This is a genomic window from Streptomyces sp. NPDC034099 (assembly GCF_055575415.1).
Genome location: NZ_JBVISR010000001.1, coordinates 967454 through 981590, shown reverse-complemented (window position 1 = coordinate 981590; position 14137 = coordinate 967454). Strand labels below are relative to the sequence as shown.

Sequence of the window (14137 nt, the reverse complement as noted above, 5' to 3'; positions counted from 1 at the left end):
TTTCTTCCCCTTGTTCGCCGATCAGCACGAGGAGCACTGATGGCCACCACGGTCCCCGACACAGCCGAGGTAGAACTCGCCATTGGCGGTATGACCTGCGCCTCGTGCGCCGCCCGGATCGAGAAGAAGCTCAACCGGATGGACGGGGTCACCGCGACCGTCAACTACGCGACGGAGAAGGCGAAGGTCAGCTACGCCGGTGACGTGTCCGTCCCGGAGCTGATCGCCACGGTCGAGGCGACCGGGTACACGGCCCGCGAACCCGAACCGGTGCGCACCGGCGCCGAGTCCGGGCCGGCGGACGCCGAGACCGCCGACGAGCTGCGCCCCCTGCGGGAGCGGCTGGTGACGGCGGTGGTGCTGGCGGTCCCGGTGATCGCGATGGCGATGGTGCCGGCGTTGCAGTTCGCCAACTGGCAGTGGCTGTCGCTGACCCTGGCGGCGCCCGTGGTGACGTACGCGGCCTGGCCCTTCCACAAGGCCGCGTTCACCAACGCCCGGCACGGCGCGGCCACCATGGACACCCTGATCTCGGTGGGCACGTCGGCGGCGTTCCTGTGGTCGCTGTGGGCGCTGTTCCTCGGCACCGCGGGCACGCCCGGCATGACCCATCCCTTCGAGCTGACCATCGCCCGCGGCGACGGCTCCGGGAACATCTACCTGGAGGCGGCGGCCGGGGTGACCGCCTTCATCCTCGCCGGGCGCTACTTCGAGGCCCGCTCCAAGCGCAAGGCCGGCGCCGCGCTGAAGGCCCTGCTGGAACTGGGCACCAAGGACGTCACCGTACTGGGCCCCGACGGCAGTGAACGCACGATCCCCACTGGGGAACTGGCGGTGGGCGACCGCTTCCTGGTCCGCCCCGGCGAGAAGATCGCCACCGACGGCACGGTCGTCGAGGGCACCTCCGCAGTGGACGCGTCGATGCTCACCGGCGAGTCGGTGCCCGTCGAGGTCGGCGTGGGCGACGCGGTCACCGGCGCCACCCTGAACGCGGGCGGCCGGCTGGTCGTCGAGGCGACCCGGGTCGGCGCCGACACGCAGCTGGCCCGCATGGCGAAGCTGGTCGAGGACGCGCAGAACGGCAAGGCCGCCGCCCAGCGGCTCGCCGACCGCATCTCCGGCGTTTTCGTCCCGGTCGTCATCGCCCTCGCCCTGGCCACCCTCGGCTTCTGGATCGGCAACGGCGCGGGGCTGACCGCCGCGTTCACCGCGGCCGTCGCCGTTCTGATCATCGCCTGCCCCTGCGCCCTGGGCCTGGCCACGCCGACCGCGCTGATGGTCGGCACCGGGCGCGGCGCCCAGCTCGGAATCCTCATCAAGGGCCCCGAGGTCCTGGAGTCCACCCGCAAGGTCGACACCATCGTCCTGGACAAGACCGGCACCGTCACCACCGGCCGCATGACCCTGCTCGCCGTGCACACCGCCGAGGGCACCGACGAGACGGACGTACTGCGCTTGGCCGGCGCCCTGGAGCACGCCTCCGAACACCCGATCGCGCAGGCAGTGGCCGCCGGAGCGGCCGCCCGCACGGGCACTCTGCCCGTCCCGGAGGACTTCGCCAATGTCCCCGGTCTCGGCGTGCAGGGCATCGTCGAGGGGCACGCCGTCCTCGTGGGCCGCGAGAAGCTCCTCGCTGAGTGGGCCATGGACCTGCCCGTCGACCTGGCACGCGCCAAGGCCGAAGCGGAGGCGGCGGGACGCACCGCGATCGCGGTTGCCTGGGACGGCGAGGCGCGGGCGGTCCTGGAGGTCGCCGACGCCGTCAAGGAGACCAGTGCCGAAGCCATCACCCGGCTGCGCGTCCTGGGTCTGACCCCGATCCTCCTCACCGGCGACAACCGGGCCGTCGCCGAGGCGGTGGCCTCGGAGGTCGGGATCGCTCCCGAGCACGTCATCGCCGAGGTCATGCCCGAGGACAAGGTTGATGTCGTCAAGCGCCTCCAGAGCGAGGGCCGTTCGGTGGCGATGGTCGGCGACGGGGTCAACGACGCCGCCGCGCTCGCCCAGGCCGACCTGGGGCTGGCCATGGGCACCGGCACCGACGCCGCCATCGAAGCCGGCGACCTCACCCTCGTCCGCGGCGACCTGCGCGCGGCAGCCGACGCCATCCGCCTCGCTCGCAAGACACTCGGCACCATCAAGTCCAACCTCTTCTGGGCCTTCGCCTACAACATCGCCGCCCTGCCGCTCGCCGCGGCCGGGCTCCTCAACCCAATGATCGCCGGGGCGGCCATGGCCTTCTCCTCCGTCTTCGTCGTCGGCAACTCCCTTCGCCTGCGCGGCTTCAAGGCCGCGAGCTGAGAACACTTCCCAAGTGGGGGAGGGCGGGCCTGATGGCCCGCCCTCCCCCACTTCTGCCTTCCCGCTTCGGGCCCGCAGGCGTCACCCCGCGCAGGCTCCCGAGTACTTGCCCAGCGTGATCTGCGCGCGCAGACATACCCCCAACACCTGCCGGACCAACGTCACCTGCGCCGTGCCGACTCCGCACCACGTCCCGCATGACGACACCCTGGTCGCCCTGGCTGCCAACTGAGCAATGCCCTTCGCTTCCATATGGCGTCCATACCCCCGCCCCGTATGCCCAGTCATCGTGGGAGCGGCCACTGGCCATCGCTGCAGAGTCTGGGTGACGCGTCACAGGCGGCGGGCAAGTCGCCCTCGCCGAAGACGTGCACCTCGCCCAGGACCCAGTCGTCGGCGAGGGCGTCGACCAAGTCGGGTGTGGATCTCCCGCCTAGCTACTCAAGGCCGGTGGTGTGGAAGTCGGTGGCCTGGACGGTGGATACCGCCCGTTAGGGCGCTCCGCTCCCCTCTCCAGCCGGCCCCGTAGCCCCCCCGGCCGGCTCAGGAGGCGTCGGCCAGGACCTGGCGCAGCTGGCCGGTGGCGGGGAGTCCGGCCAGCCCGTCCGGGGTGCGGTAACACCCGGCAGGTGAGCCCGGCTGCGCGGCCGGGCTCAGTGAAGGAGTCCTGGCCGTCGACGAGGATGGTCGACGAGCCAGTGAGGCCGAGCCGCTCGACCTCCGCCTGGTCTGCGATGGTCCGGATGGTGAACGTGGTTTCGTGCAGACCGAGTTCTTCGAGCACGCCCCTGAGCTGCTCGGCGGCGGGGCGGTCCTCGATGCCACACTCGGCTGGTCCGGGGCCGATCCGATCGCCGCCCTTGTCATCGCCGCCATTGCCCTCATGGCAGGCCGCGATGCCTTGCAGAGCAAGGGCTGCTGCGCGCCCTCCGCGCCCCTGGCGGCCCGGCCGCCGACGCCGGGCGGTGCCTACGGCTGCCGCCCCGGCTGCGACTGCTGCACCTGACCGCCCACGAGCGGCGAGCGGGAAGACAAGACGGGACCGTTCCGCACCGACATCGTCAGTGCGGAACGGTCCCGTCGGCTGCCAGGGTGCACCCGCAGCCCATGGGTCAGGCGTTGACGGACGCGCTGTTCGCGGCCGAGGGCTCCTCAGCGCCGGGCGATGCCGGGCGGCCCCGCATCAGCACCGCCGTCAGCAGACCACCCGCGGCGGCGACGGCCGCGGCGCCGATGAAGGCGGCGCTGAAGCCGTCGGTGAGGGCGGGCAGGTCGCCGATCTTGTCCGCTCCCTGGGAGGTGGCCAGGGCGGTGAGGGCGGCGAGGCCGAGTGCGGAACCGACCTGGTAGGTGGTGTTGACGATGCCGGAGGCCAGACCGGCCTGTTCCTGCGGCACCCCTGAGATCGCCGACATCATCGCCGGGATGTAGGCCAGCGACATGCCGGTCGCGGCGACCAGCGAGGCCGGCAGAACGTCGACCACGAACGTGCCGGTCGGCTCGACCGCCGCCAGCCAGACCAGGCCCGCGGCCAGGACGAACAGGCCGCCCGAGATCAGCGGCTTGGCACCGAAGCGGCCCAGCAGGCGGGCGGTGATGAGGGTCATGAAGACCATCAGCAGGCCGGTCATCGGCAGCAGGGCGGCACCGCTGGCGAAGGCTCCGTAGCCGAGGACCTGCTGCAGGTAGAGGTTGAGGAAGTACCACATCGGGATCCAGGCGGCACCCAGCAGCGTCATCGCCAGGTTGGAGACGCCCAGGCCCGGGGTGCGCCAGACGCGCAGCGGCATCAGTGGCGTCTTCACCGACTTCTGCACGACGAGGAAGAGGGTCAGCAGCACAGCGGCCCCGAGCAGTTCCACCACCGTCTCTGTGGCGCCCCAGCCGACCTCGGGTGCGCGGACCACGGCAAACACGGCGAGTGCCAGGCCGGCGGTGACGGAGGCGGCGCCGAGGACGTCGACCGCACCGCGGCTGGGTGCGACGGCGGGCAGGAGCCCGGTGGCGGCCAGGGTCGCGATGCCGATGGGGACGTAGATGATGAACACCCAGGGCCAGCTCGCCCACTCGGTGAACACGCCGCCCAGGAAGACGCCCGCGGTGCCACCGGCGGGGGCGGCGGCACCGTAGAGGGCCAGCGCCTTGCCGAGTTCCTTCGGGTTGTGGCCGAAGAGCATCATCAGCAGCGTCATGGACGCAGGCGCGATCAGCGCGCCGCCCACGCCCTGCACGGCACGGCCCACGACCTCCACCCAGGCGGTGCTCGCGGCGGCGGCGACGACGGAGCCGGCGATCAGCACGACCCATCCGCCGGCGAACACCCGCCGGGCTCCCAGCAGATCGGACAGGCGACCGCCGAGCAGCAGCAGCCCGCCGAAGGCGATGACGTAGGCGTTGAAGACCCACTGCAGGTCACCTTGGGAGAAGCCCAGGTCGCGCTGCATTTCCGGAAGGGCCACCCCGATGATCGAGGTGTCCATGATGACCATGAACTGCGCGGCGGCCAGCACTACAAGTGCCCACCAGCGCCGTGGATCGACGGTTGACATCGCTCGTTCCCTCCCACTGAATCCAGATACCCCGAGGGGGTATCTCTGTCTCGCGACCGAACGATATACCCCCCTGGGGTATTCCGGAAGGGGATTGTTGTTCTGGGGCACGCTGTGTGCGAGGTCATCCAGGCCCGGCAGGAGAGTCCGGGGGCGGGGATGTCACTGGGGCGCCGTCTGCGGGCATGCCGCAGCAAGCCGTGGTGGGTGCGAGGCTTCCGGGGCCAACCCGGGCGTCAGGTCGGCGCGGGTCCGGTCCTGTGTGGATGTCGGGCGAGTGTCCGTCAGGCGGGGCGGGGGCCGTAGTGGCCCAGGAACATGTCGACGCCGCTCACGATGAGGCGGTCGGTGAGGTCCTCGTCGATGTGTGTGCCGTAGGTGCCGAAGACCAGGTGGGGGAAGATCAGGAGTGCGTAGAGCTGGATGATCGCCGTTTCCGGGTCGGGAATGACCAGGCGGCCTTGGTCGGCGAGGGCGCGCAGGGCCTGGGCGGCGGCGGGGTGATGGCCTTCCGGCCCGTGGTGTTGCCAGGCCCGGCCCAGCTCGGGAAAGCGGCGCGCCTCGGCGGCGACCAGATTGCGCAGCGCGGTGACGTCGTCGTTGGTGCGCACCGAGTGGACCCACCGTCGCGCGGCGTCGAGCAGGGCCGGGCGGAGGTCGTCGGCCTCGACGAGCTTGGCGAGCGTGGCTGACGGCTCCCCGGACAAGGAGTCGTCCAGTGCACCCGCGATCACCGCGGTGAAGAGCGCTTCCTTGCTGCCGAAGTGGTTGTAGACCGTCACCTTGGAGACGCCCGCCGCTGCGGCAATGGTGTCCATGCCGATGCCGAAGCCGTCCTGGAGGAAAAGTTCACGGGCGGCTCGCACGATGGCCTGTCGCTTGAGGGCGGCGCGAGGCCCGCTCGGCGGCTGCTTGGCCCCTTCCGTGTCCATGTTCCGAGCCTACACCTGCCTGTACTGAACGGTTGAGTTCACATGAACTGCACAGTACAGTTCAACTCGCGGACGGTGGACACCCTGCGGCATGCCGGTTCGTCACTGCCGTCCGCACGCATCGCGCGTCGGTGACCGACTCCACAGCTCCTTCGCCTCGTCCTCCGCCGCCCGGGCCTCATCCGTCGGGCCTCATCCAAGGACTCAAAATGACGCACCCGACCGTCGGCGCTTCGCACCCACCGGGCCACGCCGACCCTCACGCCCATCCACACAGGTGGGTCGCTCTGGCTCTCCTCTGCCTGGCGCAGTTCATGCTGATCCTCGACGTCACCGTCGTGAACGTGGCGCTGCCCGACATGGCCGCGGACCTCGACCTCGGCCGTGAGTCACTGACCTGGGTCGTCACCGCGTACACCCTCTGCTTCGGCGGTCTCATGCTGCTCGGCGGGCGCCTCGCGGACGTGCTGGGCGCCCGTCGGACCCTGCTGGTCGGACTGGCCCTGTTCACGGCTGCCTCGCTGGTCTGCGGCCTGGCGGGCAACGCCGCGGTCCTGCTGGGCGGGCGCATCGCCCAGGGGGGCGGCGCGGCACTGCTCTCTCCCGCCGCACTTTCCCTCGTCACGACCACTTTCCACGGCCCCGAACGCCCCAAGGCCCTCGGCGCATGGGCGGCCATCGGCGGGTCCGGCGCCGCCGCCGGTGTCCTGCTCGGCGGGGCGCTCACCGACGGGCCGGGCTGGCCATGGGTCTTCTATGTCAACGTGCCCGTGGGACTCGTCGTCCTGGCCGCCCTCCCCGGCGTCGTGGCGGCCCGTGCCCCGCAACCGGCCCGGCTCGACCTCCCGGGGGCCCTGCTGGCCACCGCCGGAACCGGCGCGCTGATCTACGGCCTGGTGGAAGCGGGAGACTCCGGCTGGGGGAGCCCGTCCACCCTGTTCCCGCTGGCCGGCGCCCTCGCAGCCTACGCACTGTTCACCGCCGTCGAGCGAACCAGTCGTGCTCCGCTGATGGACCTGCGTATGTTCACCCGGCGGCCCGTCCTCGCCGGGGCGTTCCTCATGCTCATGGCCACGGCGCTGCTGATCGCCTACTTCTTCCTGGGGTCGGTGTACCTCCAGCACCTGCGCGGCTTCAGCCCGCTGAGGACCGGACTGGTCTTCCTGCCCGTGGCCGTCGCCACCGGCGTCGGCGCACACCTGGGCTCCCGCCTGGTCGGCAGGATCGGCAGCCGTGCGACGGCCGGCGGCGGCATGGCCATCGCCGCCGCCGGAACCGTGTCGCTGGCCCGGCTCTCGAACACGGACAGCGTGTACGCCGTGCTGCTGCCGGGCTTCGTCGTCGCTGCCCTCGGTCTGGGCGCGGTTTTCGTCACCGCGACCACCACAGCGCTTGCCATGGTCGAGCACCGGGAGGCCGGGCTGGCGTCCGGTGTGGTCAACACCTTCCACGAAGTCGGCGGCTCGGTCGGCGTGGCAGTCGTCTCCACCGTCGCGGCCTCCGGCTTCGAACGGGGATCCGCCGGCGGATTCACCGACGCCTTCACGCTGTGCGCGGCCGTGGCCGCGGTGACCGCAGTCGTGGCCCTGCCGCTCGTGCCGCAGGGCAAGCCCCGGATGACGGGCGGACCGCACGTGCACTGACCTCTGTCTCGCCCCGTGAAGCCGATGTTCTTCCTCGGAGTGCGCGAGGCGGTGACCGTTTGCGGCGCGCGGTCGGGTGATACCCGGCAGGCACCGCGCAACGGACGCTGTCCGGTGCTCCGTCAGCAGCAGAACAGGAGCGGCCCCATGAGCACATCCGTCAACGACATGCTCCGCACCTACCCCGCAGACCTGGGTGGCGTGGACCAGGAAGCGATGGCCAGGTGCATCGAGGAGTGCCTCGCCTGCGCTCAGGCGTGTACCGCGTGCGCCGACGCCTGTCTGTCGGAGGGCATGGTCGGCGATCTGACCAAGTGCATCCGCACCGACATGGACTGCGCCGACGTCTGCAACGCCACCGCATCGGTCTTGTCCCGGCACACGGGCTACGACGCCAACGTCACCCGCGCCGTCCTGCAAGCCTGCGCCACCGTCTGCAAGGCGTGCGCCGACGAGTGTGCCGCCCACGCCGACATGCACGAGCACTGCCGCGTCTGCGCCGAAGCGTGCCGGCGCTGCGAGCAGGCGTGCAACGATTTGCTGGCGAATCTGGCCTGACTCGGCTGCTCAACGCCGGGCGGCCCCCAGGTTTCTGGGGGCGGCCCGGCGTTGTGGTGATGCGGTTCAGTGGTAGGCGTGGACGACGGCGTGGCCCTTGCCGCGGCCGATCATCCACTTGTTGACCGGCGTGGTGATCACGAACGCCACGGCGAAGCCGCCGAGCAGGGCGTACCAGAACAGGCCGTCGGACAGGTGCGCGTCCATCGCGCCGGGGACGAGGGCGATGATGCCGTTGTCGACCAGTTCCATCACGGCGATGGAGACGGTGTCGGCGGCCAGCGCCACCTTGACCGCGGCCTTCATGGACACCCCGGCGCGCACCACCGCGAAGAGGGTGAGGGAGTAGCCGAAGACGAAGGCCAGGGCGATGGCCAGCACCATGGTCGGCACGTTGCCCCACATCAGCGCGGTACCGATGACCATGCCGAGGATCTCGCCGATGGCGCACCCGGTGAGGCAGTGCAGCGTCGCCTTCATGGCCGTCGCCCACGTGGTGCCGTGCGCCTGCCCGCCGTGATGCCCGCCGTGCCCCTTGTGTTCGCCGTGGCCGCCCGCATGGGCGGCGTGGTCGTGTGCGGTACCGGAGTGGTGCGTGCTGTGGTCCATGATCTTCATCCCCGTTCTATGTCCCGCAAGGCCCCTGGCGGCCCCATCACAGAAACCATATACCCCCCGGGGGTATCTGGCTAGGGATGATCCGAACTCGCTGTCGGGTGCTGGAGGAGCTTCCACGTGCGCCCGCCATCGACGGACTCGTAGACGGCATCGGCACTGTCCGCCGCCAGCAGACGCTGCGCGGTCACCGCGGTCAGCACCCTGCCCTCCCTGCCCGCAGGCAAGCGGCCCTGCTCCGTCCACGTCCGCCCGTCGCGACTGGTGACGAGGCGGCCGTCGGCCGTGAGCGCCAGCAGCCTGCCGGGTTCCGGCTCCTCCACCGCGACCAGTCCGGGCGCCGACGAGACGGGTTGGAAGGTCCGCGCGCCGTCATCACTGCGGGCCAGGCCCGTGCCGGTGGCTGCCCACACGGTGGCCGCGCTGCCCGGGTGGGAGGTGAGATCGAGCGCCGCCACCTTCGCGCGCTTGGCCCAGGTGCGGCCCCCGTCGGTGCTGGCCCACACCCTCTCGCTCAGGCTGTCGAATCCGTACAGCGCATCACCGGCCTCCTCCAGCGCGTGGAAGTCGGCGTCGCCTTCGGCGGAGACGGTCTGCCAGGTGCGGCCGGCGTCCGTGCTGCGGATCAGACCCAGATGGGCGGGCCGAGTGCCGGATTCGGCAGGGCCGGGGTGACCGCTGGCCAAGAATGTGGACGGGCCGGTGACGGTGAAGCCCATCGTGTCCTGATAGCGGTCGGCCACCCGGGTCGCGGTGCTGCCCTCCAGGCGGAAGACGCCGTGGTGGCCGGCGGCGTAGACCGTGCCGTCGGCCGGGTCGACGCCCAGGCCGTGCAGGTGGCCGGTCCCCGGGTCGGGAGCGGCCCCGTCTCCGCCGGTTCCGGTGGTGTCGGTGGCGGAACAGGAGGCGAGGAGCAGGCCGGTGGCCGCGAGCAGGATCAAGGCACGCGAACGGTGCCGCGGTATGCGAATCATGGTGTGAGGTCCAGGCGGGGAGAAGGGCGTGAGGGTGGGTGGGCCGGTGCGGGGCGGACGCCTCGGCGTCCACCCCGCACCGACTTGAGCGATCAGCCCTTGCCGAGCAGTCCGTTCATCTGCTCGATCTCCGCGCTCTGCGAGCTGACGATCTCGCCGGCCATCTTGGTGGCCGGTCCGTAGGCGCCGTCGGCCTGCTCGGTCTTCGCCATCTCGACCGCGCCCTCGTGATGCTTGATCATCATCTCCATGAAGGCGGTGTCGAACGCCTTGCCCGAGGAGTTCTCGAGCTCGGTCATCTCCTCGGCCGTCATCATCCCGCCCATGTCATGCATGGAGTGGTCCATGGCACCCTCGGCGGGCACGTCCTCGCCCCAGGAGGTCAGCCACCCGGAGAGCGTCTTGATCTCCGGGTCCTGGGCCTTCTTGATGTCTGCGGCGAGCTTTTTCACCTCGGCCGACTGCGCGCGGTCGGGCGCGAGGTCGGCCATCTCTACGGCCTGGCGGTGGTGGGGGATCATCCCCTTCGCGAAGGCGACGTCAGCGGCGTTGTGCTGTCCCTGCGACGCCGATGCCGATGCCGGGGCGGACGAGGAGGTGGTGGCGTTGTGGCCGTCGTGTCCAGCCGAGCTGTCGCCGTCGCCGTTGCCGCCGCAGGCGGCCAGGACGAGTGCTGCCGCACCCGCGGCAGCAACGGCGGCGGTACGGCGGACGAGGGAACGCTTGCGGATCATGGTGGTGCAACTCCTTGACGCGCCGTTCGCGGCGCGCGGTGGGAAGGGATGTCAGGGCGTGCGAAAGCACGGCACCCGTCACCGGGAGGCACCGGCTACAGGGGTACCGAGCGGGCCGCTCTATATCCGCAGGAGTTGCAGCTCGGAAAGATCGGGTGGGGCCCGGCCGTCATGCGGCGACCCGGAGAACGCCGCAGCGGGGGCAGGGGCGGGCCGCGCGTCCAGCAGGGCGCCGGTCAGCGCGGGCGGCGTGTACGCCGAACCCGTGCCGGCAGCCGCACATGTCCCGTCGGCGTGATCGAGATGGCTCGACCCGCCATCCGTGTGCGTACATCCCCCGTCCGCGTGCGGGACGCCGTCCGCCGCGGCCATCACCATGTCGTGGCCTGCGCCCTTCTGCGCAGCCGGCGCCGCCCCGGGGGCGAGGCCATGCATGCCCAGCACGCCGGCCAGCACCGCCATCACCAGCAGCACGAACAGCCGCCCGGCAGGGCGGCTGCTTGATCGGGGGCTCCTGGTCACGGCACCCATGGTACGGGCCCCTCGTGGAAGCGGCAGGTGTGACGGCGTGATCGGGGGCTGCCCCCGCCGGCGTCTCCGGGCACGCCACTCGCCCAGGTGGCGAGGGGACTCACCCGATCCGGTGATCGGCGGCACTCGTATGTGCCGTGAAGCCGAGCCCGCCTCAACCCGCATATGCGGACGTCCCAGCGGCGCCCAACCCGGAGAGCGTGTCACCCGGACCTCAGGCGGCCGGCGGCACACAACGACCGCATGCATGCAAGCCGTTACAGTCCGTATCGATGTCTGTCTGGTCGGTACTGCCGTGCACTCGGCCCGTGGCGCGCACCGCGGCGCCGCTGGTGGTGCTGCTTGCCGTGCTGGTGCACCTGCTGGCCTGCGCGCATGGACCGGCCACGACCGGGATGGCACGGGCCGAAACCGCTCACAGCGCAGGAGCGTTCCGTGGGCACGCACCGGAACCGGCCGACGCGGAGACCGCTCTGCTGCAGAGCGCGCCGACACATGATCACCAGCCGCAGTGTTGTGATCTGGACGAACCCACGGTGCAGCCCTCGCGCGACATCCCCCTCGCCGATGGCCCAGCCCTCAATGTCCTTGGCGTTGAACGCTCCCGCACCCAGCCGTCGGCCCCGAGGGGCGGCGAGGACCCATCGGCTCGCCGGCCAAGTAGCTCGTCCACGGGACATAAGCGGTCCCGTCTCGGCGTGTGGCGGACCTGATCGACCACGTATCGCGGCACTTCACCCGGCCGCGGCCCACCAGTCGATCACCTCCACCCTCCCTCTACACGCGGCCTGTCGCTGTTCACGGCACCGGCCGCCGGAGAACCACGCCATGAAACACCTGACCTGCACGTCTGTCCTGGCTGCGCCGACGCAGCCGCTCCCCGAAGCCAAGCGCCCGACGCACACTCCCGCCGGCCTGGTGGGCAACACGCCCGTCCTCCACATCGGTGCTCCCTTCACCACCCAGGGGCGCGGCTTCTGGGCCAAGATCGAGGGCCACAACCCGGGCGGCATCAAGGACCGCACCGCACTGCACATGGTGCGCGCCGCCCGAGAGAGCGGACAGCTCCTGCCCGGCGCCCGCATCGTCGAGTCCTCCTCCGGCACGCTCGGTCTCGGCCTGGCTCTCGCCGGCGCAACCTACGGTCATCCGGTCACCGTCGTCACCGATCCGGGCATGGAGCCCTTGATGACGGGACTCCTCACGGCCTACGGGGCCGTCGTGGACGTCGTCGACACCCCGCTCGCCTGTGGAGGCTGGCAGGGCGCACGTCGTCAGCGCGTCGAAGAACTCCTCGCTGTCCATCCCGACGCCTGGTGCCCTGATCAGTACAACAACCCGGAGAACGTGGCCGCGTACGCTCCGCTCGCCCACGAACTCGTCGCCCAGCTCGGCCGGATCGACACGCTTGTCGTGTCCGTCGGCACGGGTGGCCACTCCGCCGGGGTCGCCTCCGTCCTGCGTGGATTCTTCCCTCGCCTGCGGGTCGTGGGGGTGGACACCTGCGGCTCGACCATCTTCGGACAGCCCGCGGCACCCCGTCTGATGCGGGGTCTGGGCAGCAGCATCCATCCGCGCAACGTCGCCTACGACCTGTTCGACGAGGTCCACTGGGTTGCCGCGCCGGAAGCGGTGTGGTCGGCACGCAGGCTGGCCCGTGACCACTACGCCACCGGGGGCTGGAGCGTCGGCGCGGTCGCGCTCGTCGCCCGGTGGGCGGCGCACACCCTGCCGGCCGAGAACCGGATCGTCGCGATCTTCCCCGACGGCCCGCAGCGCTACGTCGGCACGGTCTTCGACGACGCCTACTGCCGTGAGCACGGCCTGCTCGACGACCCACCCGCCGACGAACCCGAGGAAGTCGTCCGTCCGGGAGACCGGGTGGTGACCCGCTGGACGCGCTGCACCCACGTCACCGATCCCTTGGCTCCCGCCGGCGCACAGGACGTGGGAGACAGGACCGTAGGAGTCGCGCGATGAAACACCTGTGGCGGCAGTCCCGCTCGTTCCCTGCCCCGATCCGGCTCTTGATGGCCAACCAGTTCGCCATCAACCTCGCCTTCTACATGTTGATGCCCTACCTGGCGGCTCACCTGGCCGGCGGGCTCGGGCTGGCGGCCTGGGCCGTCGGACTCGTCCTGGGCGTGCGCAACTTCTCCCAGCAAGGCATGTTCCTCATCGGAGGCACCATCGCCGACCGTTACGGCTACAAGGCCCCGATCATGGCGGGCTGCCTGCTCCGCACCGTCGGCTTCGGCCTGCTCGGCTGGGTCGACAACCTGCCCGCCCTTGTCGCCGCTTCGGCGGCCACCGGCTTCGCCGGTGCCCTGTTCAATCCCGCCGTACGGGCCTACCTCGCTGCCGAAGCCGGCGAGCGGCGGGTGGACGCCTTCGCGACCTTCAACGTCTACTACCAGGCCGGCATGCTTCTCGGCCCCCTGGTGGGCCTGGCTCTGCTGGCCGCCGACTTCCGGCTCGTCTGCACGGTCGCAGCCGCGATCTTCACCCTGCTGACCGTCCTGCAGTGGCGTGCCCTGCCCGCACGCCGTGGCGATGCCCCCGGCGCGACGCCGGGCAACGTCCTGACGCAGTGGCGCACGGTCGTGGCCAACCGGCCCTTTCTCCTCTTCGCCCTCGCGATGATCGGCTCCTACGTCCTCACCTTCCAGGTCTACCTGGCGCTGCCCCTGGCTGCGGCCGACGTCCTCGGTGCGAAGGGCACCTGGGCGACCAGCGGACTCTTCGTCATCTCCGCCGCGGTCGCCGTGATCGGGCAACTCCGGCTCACCGGCTGGGCGAAGCGACGCTGGACCCCAGCCCAAGCCCTCGTACGCGGCCTGACCACCATGGGACTTGCCTTCCTCCCGCTGGCTGTCACGCCGCCCGATGCCCCGGCCGCAGTACTGACCGCCTTGCTCGTCGCCGTGGCGTTGCTCGCCGTCGGCAGCGCCATCGTCTACCCCTTCGAAATGGACACGGTCGTCCTGCTCTCCGGCAATCAGTTGGTGGCCACCCACTACGGGCTGTACAACACCGTCTCGGGGCTCGGTATCACCCTCGGCAACCTCACCACGGGCGCGCTGTGGGACTTCGCCGAACGCCATGACGCCTACTGGCTGACCTGGGGCTCTCTGACTGCCGCCGGACTCGGATGCGCGGCATCAGTCGCCGCCCTTGCACGCGGCGGCGGTCTGATCGCGAGGACGGAGACACCGCTCACAGCCGTCTGACGGGCCTCATTGCCAGCGTCCTCCCTCCAACTAACGCGTGAAGCCGCGTGATTCGGCACACGACTGGCGC

At 70.9% G+C, this 14137-nt stretch carries 12 protein-coding genes; 6 read left to right on the top strand and 6 right to left on the bottom strand.

The genetic code is table 11. The features are described from left to right. The first annotated feature begins 39 nt into the window (after positions 1-39). Together ACZ56V_RS04670 and ACZ56V_RS04665 are read left to right on the top strand one after the other, a co-directional pair. A complete protein-coding gene (locus tag ACZ56V_RS04670) occupies positions 40-2301 on the top strand; it encodes a heavy metal translocating P-type ATPase (RefSeq protein WP_468939170.1) in 2262 nt (753 codons plus the stop codon). Between the two features lie 760 nt (positions 2302-3061). Next, the gene (locus tag ACZ56V_RS04665; RefSeq protein WP_468939167.1) at positions 3062-3307 is read left to right on the top strand and encodes a hypothetical protein; all 246 of its coding nucleotides are present in this window, start codon (positions 3062-3064) and stop codon (positions 3305-3307) included. Between the two features lie 106 nt (positions 3308-3413). On the opposite strand, the gene ACZ56V_RS04660 is transcribed toward ACZ56V_RS04665, so the two are convergent. Together ACZ56V_RS04660 and ACZ56V_RS04655 are read right to left on the bottom strand one after the other, a co-directional pair. Continuing rightward, on the bottom strand, positions 3414-4850 hold the full coding sequence (locus ACZ56V_RS04660) for an MFS transporter (RefSeq protein WP_468939164.1): 1437 nt from the start codon (positions 4848-4850) through the stop codon (positions 3414-3416). 284 nt (positions 4851-5134) lie between these two features. Next, on the bottom strand, positions 5135-5782 hold the full coding sequence (locus ACZ56V_RS04655; protein ID WP_468939162.1) for a TetR/AcrR family transcriptional regulator: 648 nt from the start codon (positions 5780-5782) through the stop codon (positions 5135-5137). Positions 5783-5991: 209 nt separating this feature from the next. On the opposite strand from ACZ56V_RS04655, the gene ACZ56V_RS04650 reads away from it, so the two are divergent. Next, on the top strand, positions 5992-7425 hold the full coding sequence (locus ACZ56V_RS04650) for an MFS transporter (RefSeq protein ID WP_468939159.1): 1434 nt from the start codon (positions 5992-5994) through the stop codon (positions 7423-7425). 147 nt (positions 7426-7572) lie between these two features. Beyond that, positions 7573-7983, top strand: coding sequence for a four-helix bundle copper-binding protein (locus tag ACZ56V_RS04645; protein ID WP_468939156.1), 411 nt, complete (start codon positions 7573-7575; stop codon positions 7981-7983). Between the two features lie 66 nt (positions 7984-8049). On the opposite strand, the gene ACZ56V_RS04640 is transcribed toward ACZ56V_RS04645, so the two are convergent. The 4 genes from ACZ56V_RS04640 to ACZ56V_RS04625 form a co-directional block, all read right to left on the bottom strand. Continuing rightward, positions 8050-8592 carry a DUF4396 domain-containing protein gene (locus ACZ56V_RS04640; protein WP_468939154.1) on the bottom strand — a complete coding sequence of 181 codons (543 nt, stop codon included), beginning with the start codon at positions 8590-8592 and terminating at the stop codon, positions 8050-8052. A gap of 80 nt (positions 8593-8672) precedes the next feature. Beyond that, positions 8673-9572, bottom strand: coding sequence for a F510_1955 family glycosylhydrolase (locus ACZ56V_RS04635; protein WP_468939152.1), 900 nt, complete (start codon positions 9570-9572; stop codon positions 8673-8675). A 92-nt stretch (positions 9573-9664) separates the two neighbouring features. Next, entirely contained in the window at positions 9665-10306 is a 642-nt protein-coding gene (locus ACZ56V_RS04630; RefSeq protein ID WP_468939150.1) for a DUF305 domain-containing protein, read from the bottom strand. A 120-nt stretch (positions 10307-10426) separates the two neighbouring features. Beyond that, the gene (locus ACZ56V_RS04625) at positions 10427-10828 is read right to left on the bottom strand and encodes a DUF6153 family protein (protein WP_468939147.1); all 402 of its coding nucleotides are present in this window, start codon (positions 10826-10828) and stop codon (positions 10427-10429) included. 837 nt (positions 10829-11665) lie between these two features. Here ACZ56V_RS04625 and ACZ56V_RS04620 point away from each other — a divergent pair. Both ACZ56V_RS04620 and ACZ56V_RS04615 read left to right on the top strand, forming a co-directional pair. Next, positions 11666-12817 carry a PLP-dependent cysteine synthase family protein gene (locus ACZ56V_RS04620; protein ID WP_468939144.1) on the top strand — a complete coding sequence of 384 codons (1152 nt, stop codon included), beginning with the start codon at positions 11666-11668 and terminating at the stop codon, positions 12815-12817. Continuing rightward, the gene (locus ACZ56V_RS04615) at positions 12814-14067 is read left to right on the top strand and encodes an MFS transporter (RefSeq protein WP_468939141.1); all 1254 of its coding nucleotides are present in this window, start codon (positions 12814-12816) and stop codon (positions 14065-14067) included. Before ACZ56V_RS04620 ends, ACZ56V_RS04615 begins: the two co-directional genes overlap by 4 nt. Positions 14068-14137: the final 70 nt, after the last annotated feature.